The organism is Pseudomonas sp. TMW22091, assembly GCF_022496705.1.
Taxonomy (GTDB): domain Bacteria; phylum Pseudomonadota; class Gammaproteobacteria; order Pseudomonadales; family Pseudomonadaceae; genus Aquipseudomonas; species Aquipseudomonas saxonica.
Window position 1 is genome coordinate 58,959 of sequence record NZ_SCFI01000004.1, and the last position, 12,910, is coordinate 71,868.

Here is a 12,910-nt window from a genome sequence, read left to right on the forward strand (position 1 = left end):
CTTCACGCAATGGGTTGCCATGCAACCCTTCGCAATCTTCGGCAACGACGACCGGGTCAGGGTTTAATGCAACCGCTTGCGACACATCAACTGGGCGAGCTTGGCCGCATCCGGGCGCTCAATGATGCCTTTCTCGGTCACGATCACGTCAATAAGATCAGCCGGGGTGACATCGAACACCGGGTTGAAAGCCTGAACATCAGCACCTACTCGCTTGCCCCCCACATTCAGCAGCTCAGCGCCTTCACGCTCTTCAATCGGAATGTCTTCGCCAGTGGCCAGCTCCATGTCGATCGTCGAACTGGGGGCCACCACCATAAAGCGCACACCGTGATGCATGGCGTTAACGGCCAATTGATACGTACCAATTTTATTGGCCACATCGCCATTGGCCGTGATTCGGTCTGCGCCCACAATCACCCAGGTCACACCTTTGGTTTTCATGATGTGCGCCGCTGCAGAATCGACGTTGAGGATCACCGGAATGCCCTCATTGGCCAATTCCCAGGCGGTCAGACGTGAGCCTTGCAACCAGGGCCGGGTTTCGTCGGCGTAGACCTGCTCAATCATGCCTTCGAGCCAGGCACCCCGAATCACCCCCAACGCCGTGCCAAAACCACCGGTAGCCAATGCGCCCGTATTGCAATGGGTCAATACCGTTTGCGCATTGCCTTGGTGCCGGCGAATCACATCGACGCCCAGCTGCGCCATTGTCAGATTGGCCTCACGGTCACTCTCATGAATAGCCAGCGCCTCTAGTTCAAGCACGCGCAGAGCATCGGCACTGTGCTGGATGCGATTCAGTCGATCGCGCATGCGATTCAGCGCCCAAAACAGGTTCACTGCGGTGGGTCGCGAGTCTGCCAGCACCGTGAAGTCCGCTTCCAGCGCCGCAACCCAGTCACCACCCGCGGCCTTGCGTATACGAGCCGCCAATACAATCCCGTAGGCGGCAGCAATACCGATGGCAGGCGCGCCACGCACAACCATGTCGCGAATGGCCTTGGCCACACCTTCGGCATTGGTGAATGACAACCAGTTTTCTTCAAAGGGCAAAATGCGCTGATCCAGCAGGTACAGGGCCTCGCCCCGCCAATCGATGGCCTTAACTTTTTCTGCCGCCAACAGTCGATCGCGCATGCTTTCCCCTATTTACCCAGATACAAAACCGTCGATTATAACGGTCCCGCCTTTCAGACGCTCGGGTATACTTCGCCTCCTTTTTATTTAGCTCCGGAAGCCGCATTTATGCCTATCCAGCCTCTCTCCTTCGATTTGCTGTTGCTGCCCACCTGGTTAGTACCTGTTGAACCCGCCGGAGTTGTGCTTAAGGATCACGGCGTAGGCATTGAAGGCGGACGCATCGTATTTATTGGCCCGCGTGAAGAAGCGCTGAAACACACGGCTATCGAAACCCGCGAACTGCCCGACATGCTGCTCAGCCCTGGCCTGATTAACGCCCACGGTCATGCAGCAATGACGCTATTTCGAGGCATGGCCGATGACCTCCCCCTGATGACGTGGCTGCAAGACCACATCTGGCCCGCCGAGGGCAAGTGGGTCGATGAAGACTTCGTACGGGACGGCACCGACCTGGCCATTGCCGAGCAACTCAAGGGCGGCATCAGCTGTTTCAGCGACATGTACTTCTACCCCAAAACCGCCACCGAGCGCGTCCATAACAGCGGCATACGCGCGCAAATCGCCATCCCCATTCTCGACTTCGCGGTGCCCGGAGCCAGCTCGGCAGATGAAGCCCTGCGTCAGGCGATCGAACTCTTTGGTGACTTGAAGTACCACCCGCGTATCAAAATCGCTTTTGGCCCGCACGCGCCCTATACCGTGAGTGACGAAAACCTGGAAAAAGTCCGGGTGATTGCTGATGAACTCGATGCGACGATTCAAATGCACGTGCACGAAACTGCCTTCGAAGTTCAGCAATCCATTGACGTTTACGGCGAGCGCCCGATGGCCCGCCTCGCCCGGCTGGGTTTGCTTGGACCGCGCTTCCAGGCTGTACACATGACGCAAATCAGCGATGAAGACCTTAGTCTGCTGGTAGAAAACAATGCCAGCGTGATCCATTGCCCTGAGTCCAACCTGAAGTTGGCCAGCGGTTTTTGCCCGGTCGAACGCCTGTGGCTGGCGGGGATCAATGTTGCCGTGGGCACTGACGGTGCAGCGAGCAATAACGATCTCGACCTGCTGGGCGAAACTCGCACCGCAGCGCTGCTTGCCAAAGCTGTCGCCAACTCTGCCACGGCACTGGATGCGCACCGGGCATTGCGCATGGCCACCCTCAATGGAGCTCGCGCACTGGGCCTTGAAAGTGAAGTCGGGTCAATCGAGCTAGGCAAGGCGGCAGACCTGGTCGCATTCGACTTAAGTGGCCTTGCCCAGCAGCCGGTGTACGACCCTGTGTCACAATTGATCTATGCCACCGGCCGTGATTGCGTAAAACATCTGTGGGTCGCAGGCAAACACCTGTTAAATAATGGCAAACTGACCCGAATGGACGAGCAACAGCTCTGCGCAACCGCCAAAGCCTGGGGTGAGCGTATTAGCAGCCATACTCACTGATTGAGTGTCAGGGCTACGCCCCCTAAGCACTGCCTGTTTTTTTAGTTTTTGAGGATTTACCCATGAGCAACGTCGACCACGCCGAGATCGCCAAATTTGAGGCGCTTGCCTATCGCTGGTGGGATCGCGAAAGCGAGTTCAAGCCACTGCACGACATCAACCCGCTGCGCGTTAACTGGATTGACGAGCGCGTACAACTGGCCGGCAAAAAAGTGCTGGACGTGGGCTGTGGCGGCGGAATCCTGAGCGAGTCGATGGCTCAACGCGGCGCAACCGTCATGGGCATCGACATGGGCGAGGCCCCGCTGGCGGTGGCACGACTGCATCAACTCGAATCTGGCGTAAATGTTGACTACCGCCAGATCACGGCCGAAGCGTTGGCAGAAGAAATGCCAGAACAGTTTGACGTTGTGACTTGCCTAGAGATGCTCGAACACGTTCCTGATCCAGCATCAGTGATTCGTGCCTGCTACCGCATGGTCAAACCGGGCGGCCAAGTATTTTTCTCGACCATCAATCGCAACCCCAAGTCTTACCTGTTCGCGATTATCGGCGCCGAATACATCATGAAGTTGATTCCGCGCGGGACTCACGACTTCAAAAAATTCATTCGCCCTTCCGAACTGGGCGCATGGAGCCGCCAGGCCGGCCTCAGTGTCAAAGACATCATTGGCCTGACTTACAACCCGCTGACCAAGCATTACAAGCTGGCCGCCGACGTTGATGTCAACTACATGATTCAAACCCTGCGAGAGGAGTAATACATGCGTTTAAGAGCAGTTCTTTTTGACATGGACGGCACCCTGCTCGACACCGCGCCAGACTTTATCGCTATCTGTCAGGCCATGCGCGCCGAGCGTGGCCTGCCTCCCATTGCCGACAAGCTGATCCGCGACGAGATTTCTGGCGGCGCTCGCGCCATGGTTGCAGCCACTTTCAGCATGGACCCGCAGGCGCCAGGTTTTGAAGAACTGCGCCTGGAGTTTCTGGATCGTTATCAGCACGACTGCGCTGTTCACACCAAGTTGTTTGATGGCATGGAAGAGTTGTTGGCCGATATCGAAAAAGCGCACCTGGTATGGGGCGTGGTCACGAACAAACCGTTGCGCTTTGCGCAGCCGATCATGGAGCGCCTGGGGCTGGCACAGCGCTCTGCCCTGCTTATCTGCCCGGATCATGTCACGCACAGCAAGCCTGATCCCGAGCCCATGATTCTGGCCTGCAAAATGCTCGGTCTTGATCCGGCCAGTGTGTTGTTTGTGGGCGATGACTTGCGCGACATTGAGTCAGGTCGCGATGCAGGCACAAAAACGGCTGCCGTACGTTTTGGCTATATTCACCCGGACGATAACCCTAGCCATTGGGGCGCCGATGTAGTCGTCGATCATCCGAGCGAGTTGCGCAAAGTGCTGGATAACGCCGTATGCAGCTGCTGACCAGCGCGCCACTCCTGTTTTCTGCTGAGGGTCTTTATGTTTGATTATTGCGCACGCCCCAACCTGCTTCAGGGTCGGGTCATTCTGGTTACCGGCGCAGGCCGCGGCATTGGTGCTGCTGCGGCTAAAACCTACGCCGCACACGGCGCAACCGTGTTGCTGCTGGGTAAAACCGAGGCCAATCTGACTGAGGTTTACGATGAAATTGAAGCTGCCGGCCACCCGCAACCGGCGGTTATCCCGTTCAATCTAGAAACGGCTCAGCCTCACCAATATGACGAACTGGCGGCTATGATCGAGCGTGAGTTCGGCCACCTGGACGGGCTGCTGCACAATGCATCCATCATTGGCCCGCGCACACCACTGGAGCAACTGTCTGGCGAGAATTTCATGCGCGTGATGCATGTGAACGTCAACGCCACGTTTATGCTCACCAGCACCCTGCTGCCCCTGCTAAAACTTTCACAGGATGCATCCGTAGTATTTACCTCCAGCAGCGTGGGCCGCAAAGGCCGTGCGTACTGGGGCGCTTATGGCGTTTCCAAGTTTGCCACCGAAGGGCTGATGCAAACATTGGCGGACGAAGTCGACTCTATCGCCCCGGTACGCTCCAACAGCATCAACCCTGGCGCCACCCGGACCAGCATGCGGGCCCTGGCTTACCCAGGGGAAAACCCGCAAAACAATCCGGAGCCGCACCAGATCATGCCGGTTTATCTGTACCTGATGGGCCCGGACAGTACCGGGATCAACGGTCAAGCATTCGACGCCCAATAACTGCAACACAAACAAAAAACCGCAGGTCGCGAATCACGCAACCTGCGGTTTTTTTTGATGTAAAAAAGCCTTTAAAACGTCTCAGGCTTCCGCCAAGAGATGCGACTCACGGACAACCGACTTTTTTTCGAACTCAAGGCAGCTCTGCAAAAAGAGATACTTGTAGTCATAGCTCTTGCAGATGGCTTTACGCAGCTCGGTTTGCAGCGCTTCACTGGGATTCATCCCAGCCAGCGTACAAATAATTTCAAGCGCCTCCCATGGGTGCTCGTCATCGTATTGAGCATGCATCTTCAGCCACTTCATGGTGCGTTTACGACCCTCTTCAGGGAATGATTCTTCGTAAACGTTTTTAGAGCACACCACCGCAGCCCATTCACCCACCGCGCCTTCGATCGCGTAGTTGGTCGCCGCCATGGCAACAGCCAACGAATCTGTTGCACAGCTATGCCAGCACCAATCGTTCAAGGCCTGGAATTCAGCCGGGATATCTTGCGCATTCATGTCTTCAAGACTTACACCATGCGCCTTTGCCCAATGCACCCAATAATCCGCATGGTTAAGCTCCACACGAATGTTGCGAATCAACCAGCGTCGAGCCATGTCCTCGCCGCGATGACGTCCATATCGGGTTTTGCCCAGGTTATGACCCATATACAACGAAAACTGCTCAACGACTGGCCAACCCCCAATGAGATACATACGCATGGTCTTCGCGCTAAGCGTGTTGTCGCGCATTCGCTGGAATATCTCGTGCTCAACAACCCTGCGCTTGCTTTCATAGCAATCGCGGATCAGCTTTTGAGCCCATTGCGGATAGCTGGTCGCTTCCATGAGAGGCCCAGTTCTTTCGTATGCATCGATCACTATCGGGTTCCTTCTGAGAGGTGATTTGCAAAACAGGGCAGCACTTAACGTAATGTGCCCGGTGACTTCAAAGCAAAAGCCTTAGGGCGCCTAGGCCGACAGCGCAAACTGTCGCGCGTAAATTCGCGCGGACGCTCAACGTTGTAGCCTTGAGCATAATCGACACCGATCTCGGCCAAAGCATGCTCAATTTGCGGGTTTTCGACAAATTCGGCAATAGTCCGTTTACCCATAACATGCCCGATGTGATTAATCACCTCAACCATCGCCCGATTAATGGGGTCGTCAAGCATGTCCCTGACGAAACTCCCATCTATTTTCAAAAAGTCGACCGGCAAATGCTTTAAATAGGCGAAAGAAGACATACCTGCGCAAAAGTCATCGAGAGAGAAATGACAGCCCAACCCTTTTAGCTCATTGATAAAACGAATAGCGCTGCCTAAATTGGCAATTGCACTGGTTTCGGTGATTTCAAAACATATGCGCTCGGGGGCAACCCCATAACACTCGAACTGCTCATGCAAGAACGCCAGAAAGTCTTCATCACCAATGGTTGTGCCCGACAAGTTGATCGCACACATGACCATAGGCTGGCCCGGGTTGAGTGCCGTAAAGCTGGAAATAGTCTTGAATACATTTTCGACTACCCATCGGTCAATTGATGTCATTAACCCATAACGCTCAGCCGCGGGAATAAAACTGTCAGGCATGATCATGCCGCCTTTTTCATCGCGCAATCGCAGGAGGATTTCGATATGCCCTGAGTCCTCATGCTCATGATTGAGCAGAGCGATTTCCTGCGAATAAAGGCAAAACTGGTTTTCTTCCAACGCCACATGCAAGCGTTGAACCCAAGCCATCTCACCAAAACGCAAAGACAGCTCCGAATCATCGGCATGATAAACCTGAACCCGGTTTCGACCTTTCTCTTTAGCCATGTAACACGCCATATCGGCGGCCCGCATCGAAGTCTCCAGCGTCACCGGGGCCTGATGGATATGAACCAGACCAATGCTGATCGTGTTCAAAAACGGGCGGCCCTTCCAGGCGAAGTGCAAACTTTGCACCGTCTGGCGCAAGCCTTCGGCAATCTTTTCTGCAGCATCAGCAGGGCAATTCTCTAGCAGGATGCCGAACTCATCTCCGCCAAGGCGTGCCAGCGTATCGCCTTCGCGCAAACCGGACTGCAATACCGCACAAATATGGCGTAACAGTTCATCACCTGCCGCATGACCGCACGTATCATTAACCAGCTTGAACTGGTCCAGATCAAGAAACATCAACGCGTGTCGGCCTTGCTGACGCGACAGATTTTGCAGGATCAGATCAAGGCGATATTCAAACTCACGGCGGTTGGCCAATCCGGTTAGGGCATCGTGGGTTGCCTGCCACGACAGATTGTCAATGAATTGGCGCTCTCGCGTCATGTCATGCAACACCAGCACTGCCCCACTGACAGTGCCCGCATGAAGGATCGGCGCACCCACCAGCGTTACGGAAACAGTACTGCCGTCCATGCGCTGAATCAGCTTGGAATGCTCACTGCTATTGCCCAACTGTCCGCTGAGAATGTGGTCTATCAGCTTGAACCCATCATCCAGCGCATGCTCGTCGAGCAATTTGAACAATGCCGCCAGAGGAACACCCCGTGCCTGCTCGGACTTCCAGTGTGTAAGTTGTTCAGCCGCCGGGTTCATGTAAACAATAGAGCCGTTCACATCGGTACTGATTACACCATCACCTATGGACTCAAGAGTGACCTGTACACGCTCTTTTTCCACTTGCAGCGCTTCGGCAAACTCGCGGCTTTGGGCAAGAATTTTGTGAGTGCGCAACAAGGCCAGAATGATCAAACCCAGCGCTGTAGCCAGATTGATAAACACCAGTAACTGCAAAATAAAGCGCGAACCCTCACCCAAAGCATCGCTAAATGCTTTCGCCGCCGGCGTGACACTTTCATTGATGGCGTAAATCTCGGACTTCCAACGCTTGACGTCATCCTCACTGACTTGATGACTGTTAATGAGCCCGCGCATCTTTTGGGCCAAGTCGTTGAGTCGAATCAGGTGATCATCACCCACGGCCCACTTCTCGATGGCCGTATTCAGGTAACTGAAGTTACGAAAATAACGATAAAACCAAATGATGCTCGACACATCGTCCGGATTATTACCTCCCTGCAAAATACCTTCACGGGCTGCTTGCAGATCAGGCGGAGATTGATCAAGGGCAACGCGCAAGCGGTGCCCGCCTTCCGGAACTCTAATGGCTTGCTGATACTTCTCGAAAATAACTGGATCACGACTATCAGCATATAAATTGAGGTAGTAGATGGCGTCTTTCTGGCCTTTGCTCCACAGACTTTCACCTGCAACATAGCCTCTCACCGCAGAGAGCATGTAGAGACTCATACAACCTAACAGCGCCTGAAACAGCACGACCGCAATAAAAGGCCAGACGATTCCCAATAAACGTGGCGTACCGAGAGCACGTTTTTGCTTCATGAGTTCCCTTTGCTTCAAACTACCCAATGAAAACCAGAGAAAAAGCCTCAACACCGCTGAGCCTAGGCTAATTTCTGACATTTATGACAAGGAGTCGTGCCGCACAGATCAAAATAAGCCTGTGTGCCTCGCCATCAAGTTTGCTGCAAATGGCCGTACAGCTTGGCGTAGAGACCGCCCTCGGAAATCAGTTGTTGATGATCGCCGTCTTCGGCAATGCGCCCGCCATCAAATACTAGAACACGGTCTGCCTGTTTTACCGCAGATAAACGGTGAGCGATGATCAAAGTCGTGCGAGCGCTCAAGAATTTTCCTAAAGCGTGATGCAGGTTGTATTCCGTCTCGGCATCCAGAGCACTGGTGGCCTCATCGAGAATCACGACTTTGGGGTCGGCCAGCACCATTCTGGCTATCGCAAGGCGTTGACGCTGACCACCAGAGAGGCGCACACCCGAGCGACCAACGATACTGTCGAGCCCCTGGGGCAGATTCAGTATGGTGCCATCCAGCTGGGCGATCTCCAGTGCCCGCCAGCAAGCCGCATCGGTTCTCTCACGGCCCATGGTCAGATTGGCGCGCACCGTATCATTGAATAACGCAGGATGTTGCAGGACGACCGCGACATGCTCGCGGATGGTTTCAAGGCCAATGGACGACTGGCTTTCGCCAGCAAAAAGAATATTGCCAGACTGCGGTGTATACAGCCCGAGAAGCAATTGCACCAAGGTGCTTTTGCCCCCACCGCTGGTGCCCACTATGGCGACCTTCTCACCCGGTGCGATGGTCAGGTTCAGGTGGTCCAGCACGAGTTCTTCGCCATAGCTGAAACTCAGGTCACGCACTTCAATGGACACTGTCTCGCGACCGGCAAACGGATTTTTGCCCCCGGGGTATTGAGGCTCATCCGCACGCGCCAATAACTGATTGATGCGCGTAATGGCTCCCCCTGCAGCGTAGAACGCATATTGCAAATTAAGCAATTGCTCAACAGGACCAATCATGAACCACAGGTAACTGAACACGGCCAGCATCTGACCAATCGACAGGTCAGAAAACAGGACCGTGAGCATTGCAGCCGCACGGAAAATATCGATGCCAAACTGAAATAACAAACCACTGGCGCGGTTTGAAGCGTCGCTTTTCCATTGCGAGGCGACGGCAAAATCGCGCACTTCTTTGGCCTTGTGGCCCAAGCGCCCCAAAAAGAAGCCCTGACGATTGCCCGCCCGTACTTCTTGAATGGCGTCGAGGGTTTCAGTCAATGCCTGGGTGAAGCGTGCAGTGCTGTCGTTCTCGAGCCTTTTAAGGTGCTTAACCCGCTTACCGAGCTGCACCGTTGCATAGATGACCAGCGGATTGAACAGCAGAATGACCAGCGCCAGTTGCCAGTGCATCCACACTAAAATCGCCGAAGTCCCTACAAGGGTGAGCATTGCCACCAAAAAACGGCTCAACGTCTCCCCGACAAATTTGTCGAGGGTGTCGAGGTCGGTGACCAAATGCGTGGTGACCGTTCCGCTGCCCAAACTCTCATACTCGGCCAGCGAAATACGTTTCAAGCGCTCGATCAGACGTAGACGGATGCGCAATACAATATCTTTGGCCAGCCTTGAAAACAGCCGGGCTTGCAGCACGTTAAACAACAATGCGCCGCTGCGCAGCAACAGCGTCACGACCAGCATCAGACCGATGTAACCGACCGAGGTTTGCCACGCAGAGGGCAGCGCGTGATTCATGACCTTGAGCGCTGCATCGCCATGACCCAACAACACTTCGTCAACCAACAAAGGCAGGAGCAATGGGATCGGCACGCTGCATAGCGTAGCCAGCACCGCAACGCCATTGGCAATCCATAACGCTTTTTTATTGCGCAGGGCCAAACGTCTGATTTCGACCCATGTCAGCCGATCGGGTGCCGAGTTAATCAGAGGTAAATCCTTTGTATCAGACACTCGCAGCGCGCTCTAACCAGCGGCCGAGCAGATCAGCAAGGGGTTCCAGCGGCTGATAGCCGTTGGTCAATAAAGCAAGTTGGCCATTATGCTCTGCCAACAATGTGGGAAAACCGGCTATCCCCAAATCCTGCACCCAGGCAATGTCAGCCGCGGTGGCAGCCTGTTGCTCAGCGCTATCAAAGGCTGCGGCAAAATCAATACGCGACACGCCCGCGGTTTCAGCCAACTCAACCAGCACGCTGGCCTGGGTGACGTCACGTCCTTGAACATAGAAGGCATGCTGGATGAGCTTGACCAATTTCCAGGCACACTCCGGCGCCAGGCTACGGGCTGCTACCAGCGCTCGGCAAGCGGGCTCCGTGTCGTAAACAAAGCCTTCGGGCAATGCCCCCTCAACGGTAAACGGCTGCCCGGTGGCCTCATTGACGGCCTGCCAGTGCTCAAGAATGTAGCGGCGCTTGGCCGGTTCCAGAGACGCGCTGCCAGTGCGCAAACCACCTACGACCACGTGCAGCGCCACACCTTTGGCACGCGCCTGCTCAACCAATGCTTCGGCGATTGGCGAAAAGCCCCAGCACCACGAACACATTGGGTCCATTACATAGAGCAAGCGCGCGGACATACTCAGGCCTCGGCCGATTTACGGTAGTTGTGACCGATCGGATGCGGCTGGTTGCGGGCCTTGGCCAGTTCGATCTGTTTTTGACGATCAATGGCGCTGCGACGGGTTTTTTCGCTCAACGTGTCCCAGCAATGCGGGCAGCTGATACCGGGTTGATAGTGCTCGGATTCACGCTCGGCAACACTGATCGGCGTGCGGCAGGCGTGGCACTGATCGTACTCGCCTTCGGTGAGGTCGTGGCGCACCGTTACACGGTTATCAAACACGAAACAGTCACCTTGCCACTTGGTTTCTTCCTGCGGCACCTCTTCGAGGTACTTCAGAATCCCGCCTTTAAGGTGATAGACCTCGTCAAAACCCTGGCTGAGCATGTAGCTCGAGGCTTTTTCACAACGAATGCCACCGGTGCAGAACATGGCGACTTTCTTGTGCTTGGCCGGATCGAAGTTGGCTTTGATGTAGTCTGGAAACTCGCGAAAACTGGTGGTTTTCGGATCGATGGCACCTTCAAACGTGCCAATCGAGACTTCGTAGTCGTTACGGGTATCAATCAACAAGACCTCTGGGTCGCTGATCAGCGCGTTCCAGTTCTCGGGGTCGACATAGGTTCCGACTTTTTTGTTCGGGTCTACGCCTTCTACACCGAGGGTCACGATTTCTTTCTTCAGTTTGACCTTGGTCCGATAGAACGGCTGGTCTTCGCAGTAGGATTCCTTGTGGTCAATATCGACCATCCGCGGATCGCTCTTGAGCCAGGCCATCAGACCGTCAATTCCTTCACGGCTGCCCGAAACCGTGCCGTTGATGCCTTCCTCGGCAATCAGCAAGGTGCCCTTGATGCCGTTATCAACCATGGCCTTGAGCAAGGGTTCGCGCAGTTCGACATAATCTTCAAGGGTGACGAATTTATACAGTGCAGCTACAACAATCGGTGCAGTCATTGTGAATCTCTCCAGGTGGCTACCCTCGTAAAGGGCAAACCGGATGCAAAAAAAACGCGCCAGTCAGGGTCTGTTGGCGCTTCATTGGGAGCCGCGTCGCTGGGTCAAATTTTGCCAGGCAAGACGCAGGGTGAAGAGAATGGTTGTTCCCTTCTAAAACCCTGCAACGCAGCCTGGCGAAATTTGACACGCGACCCGAAGGGACGAAAGCTCACGTGGCGCAGGGCGACGTTGCTCGCAGCTTATTTGGAACAACCAAACTACGCTGCTCGCGCCTTGCCCTGCACCACGTGAGCTTTCGTCGCGGTCTCAATGAAGCTCCAACAGACCCTACAGCGGCGCGTGCGGATTCTAGCAAAAAGACGACTTAGTGCCCACCGCCGGCACAGGTCGGCGAAGCCGGTGCTGTGCCGATTTTCGCCCATTCTTCAGGCGTGTACGTGTGCAAGGCCAACGCATGAAATTCGCCCATCAAGTCACCCAGAGTGGCGTAAACCTTTTGGTGACGCTTGACGCTATTGAGCCCGACAAACTGCTCGCTGACCACCACGGCCTTAAAATGCGTTTCAAGCCCGCGACTGTGCATGTGACTCTCGTCCAGCACGCTCAAATGCTCGGGGTGCAACGCGTTCAGCGTCGTTTCAATACGTTGTTGCATGCTCATTCAGGCTCCGCTTACTTCTTTTTGGCCGGGGCCGCTTTTGGCTCCAGCTCGGCGGTCATGTCAGCCAACAGCTTGTTGACTACCGGCACTGCGCTTTCCAGCTTGGCCTGAGTCATCTGTGCCGATTGTTGAGTCAGTTGCGGCATTTTTTCCAGGACCTTCTTGCCCAATGGAGACTGGTAGAAAGCAACCAGATCCTTGAGTTCGGATTCGCTGAAGTTGGTGGTGTACAGCTTGACCATGTCCGGCTTCAGCTTGTCCCAGCCAATCGCTTGGTCCAGAGCAGTGTTGGCTTTGGCTTGGTAGGTTTCCAAAACAGCTTTCTTGGCTGCAGGTGCTTTGGTTTGTTCAAAACGTTGAGCAAACATTTGCTGCACTTGCATGTAGACCGGCGTTCCCAGCTTGTCGGCATGCGCCAGCTTCAGGAATGTTTCAGCACTGGCTGCATGGCTGGCAGCATCGGCAAAAACCTGGCCGCTGGCGCATACCAGAGCAACTGCAGTACAGATGGCGCGTAGACGGGTCATCGAATTTCCTTTATCTAGCAAACGAGGTCATACCCCA

Annotated in this window: 12 protein-coding genes; 4 read left to right on the forward strand and 8 right to left on the reverse strand. The window is 54.8% G+C overall.

The features are described 5' to 3' along the window. Window positions 1–63 precede the first annotated feature (63 nt). Window positions 64–1,140 carry an S-methyl-5-thioribose-1-phosphate isomerase gene (mtnA, locus tag EQV93_RS09350; RefSeq protein ID WP_146383748.1) on the reverse strand — a complete coding sequence of 359 codons (1,077 nt, stop codon included), beginning with the start codon at window positions 1,138–1,140 and terminating at the stop codon, window positions 64–66. Window positions 1,141–1,248: 108 nt separating this feature from the next. Between mtnA and EQV93_RS09355 the strand changes: the two genes are divergently transcribed. From EQV93_RS09355 to EQV93_RS09370, 4 genes are all read left to right on the forward strand, one after another. Then, on the forward strand, window positions 1,249–2,580 hold the full coding sequence (locus EQV93_RS09355) for a TRZ/ATZ family hydrolase (RefSeq protein WP_240891436.1): 1,332 nt from the start codon (window positions 1,249–1,251) through the stop codon (window positions 2,578–2,580). Between the two features lie 62 nt (window positions 2,581–2,642). Then, complete coding sequence (gene ubiG / locus EQV93_RS09360; RefSeq protein WP_122783287.1) at window positions 2,643–3,341, forward strand: bifunctional 2-polyprenyl-6-hydroxyphenol methylase/3-demethylubiquinol 3-O-methyltransferase UbiG; 699 nt, start codon at window positions 2,643–2,645, stop codon at window positions 3,339–3,341. A 3-nt stretch (window positions 3,342–3,344) separates the two neighbouring features. After that, window positions 3,345–4,016, forward strand: coding sequence for an N-acetylmuramic acid 6-phosphate phosphatase MupP (gene mupP, locus EQV93_RS09365; RefSeq protein WP_146426297.1), 672 nt, complete (start codon window positions 3,345–3,347; stop codon window positions 4,014–4,016). A 36-nt stretch (window positions 4,017–4,052) separates the two neighbouring features. Beyond that, window positions 4,053–4,793, forward strand: coding sequence for a YciK family oxidoreductase (locus EQV93_RS09370; protein WP_240891437.1), 741 nt, complete (start codon window positions 4,053–4,055; stop codon window positions 4,791–4,793). Window positions 4,794–4,874: 81 nt separating this feature from the next. Here EQV93_RS09370 and EQV93_RS09375 read toward each other — a convergent pair whose 3' ends face one another. The 7 genes from EQV93_RS09375 to EQV93_RS09405 form a co-directional block, all read right to left on the reverse strand. Continuing rightward, complete coding sequence (locus EQV93_RS09375) at window positions 4,875–5,660, reverse strand: TenA family transcriptional regulator (protein WP_240891438.1); 786 nt, start codon at window positions 5,658–5,660, stop codon at window positions 4,875–4,877. A 44-nt stretch (window positions 5,661–5,704) separates the two neighbouring features. Further along, window positions 5,705–8,164: an EAL domain-containing protein gene (locus tag EQV93_RS09380; protein WP_122783283.1), complete on the reverse strand. Its 2,460-nt coding sequence runs from the start codon at window positions 8,162–8,164 to the stop codon at window positions 5,705–5,707. Window positions 8,165–8,298: 134 nt separating this feature from the next. Further along, the gene (locus EQV93_RS09385) at window positions 8,299–10,089 is read right to left on the reverse strand and encodes an ABC transporter ATP-binding protein (RefSeq protein WP_240891565.1); all 1,791 of its coding nucleotides are present in this window, start codon (window positions 10,087–10,089) and stop codon (window positions 8,299–8,301) included. Window positions 10,090–10,108: 19 nt separating this feature from the next. Next, window positions 10,109–10,741, reverse strand: coding sequence for a DsbA family protein (locus EQV93_RS09390; protein WP_240891439.1), 633 nt, complete (start codon window positions 10,739–10,741; stop codon window positions 10,109–10,111). A 2-nt stretch (window positions 10,742–10,743) separates the two neighbouring features. Continuing rightward, window positions 10,744–11,682 carry an oxygen-dependent tRNA uridine(34) hydroxylase TrhO gene (trhO, locus tag EQV93_RS09395; protein ID WP_122783280.1) on the reverse strand — a complete coding sequence of 313 codons (939 nt, stop codon included), beginning with the start codon at window positions 11,680–11,682 and terminating at the stop codon, window positions 10,744–10,746. A 367-nt stretch (window positions 11,683–12,049) separates the two neighbouring features. Continuing rightward, window positions 12,050–12,346, reverse strand: coding sequence for a BolA family protein (locus EQV93_RS09400; protein WP_122783279.1), 297 nt, complete (start codon window positions 12,344–12,346; stop codon window positions 12,050–12,052). A gap of 11 nt (window positions 12,347–12,357) precedes the next feature. After that, window positions 12,358–12,873: a DUF2059 domain-containing protein gene (locus tag EQV93_RS09405; protein WP_122783278.1), complete on the reverse strand. Its 516-nt coding sequence runs from the start codon at window positions 12,871–12,873 to the stop codon at window positions 12,358–12,360. Window positions 12,874–12,910: the final 37 nt, after the last annotated feature.

Coding starts and splice junctions, on each gene's coding strand:
- mtnA (WP_146383748.1), bottom strand. CDS start 1,140: ATGCGCGATCGACTGTTGGCGGCAGAAAAAGTTAAGGCCATCGATTGG.
- EQV93_RS09355 (WP_240891436.1), top strand. CDS start 1,249: ATGCCTATCCAGCCTCTCTCCTTCGATTTGCTGTTGCTGCCCACCTGG.
- ubiG (WP_122783287.1), top strand. CDS start 2,643: ATGAGCAACGTCGACCACGCCGAGATCGCCAAATTTGAGGCGCTTGCC.
- mupP (WP_146426297.1), top strand. CDS start 3,345: ATGCGTTTAAGAGCAGTTCTTTTTGACATGGACGGCACCCTGCTCGAC.
- EQV93_RS09370 (WP_240891437.1), top strand. CDS start 4,053: ATGTTTGATTATTGCGCACGCCCCAACCTGCTTCAGGGTCGGGTCATT.
- EQV93_RS09380 (WP_122783283.1), bottom strand. CDS start 8,164: ATGAAGCAAAAACGTGCTCTCGGTACGCCACGTTTATTGGGAATCGTC.
- EQV93_RS09390 (WP_240891439.1), bottom strand. CDS start 10,741: ATGTCCGCGCGCTTGCTCTATGTAATGGACCCAATGTGTTCGTGGTGC.
- trhO (WP_122783280.1), bottom strand. CDS start 11,682: ATGACTGCACCGATTGTTGTAGCTGCACTGTATAAATTCGTCACCCTT.
- EQV93_RS09400 (WP_122783279.1), bottom strand. CDS start 12,346: ATGAGCATGCAACAACGTATTGAAACGACGCTGAACGCGTTGCACCCC.
- EQV93_RS09405 (WP_122783278.1), bottom strand. CDS start 12,873: ATGACCCGTCTACGCGCCATCTGTACTGCAGTTGCTCTGGTATGCGCC.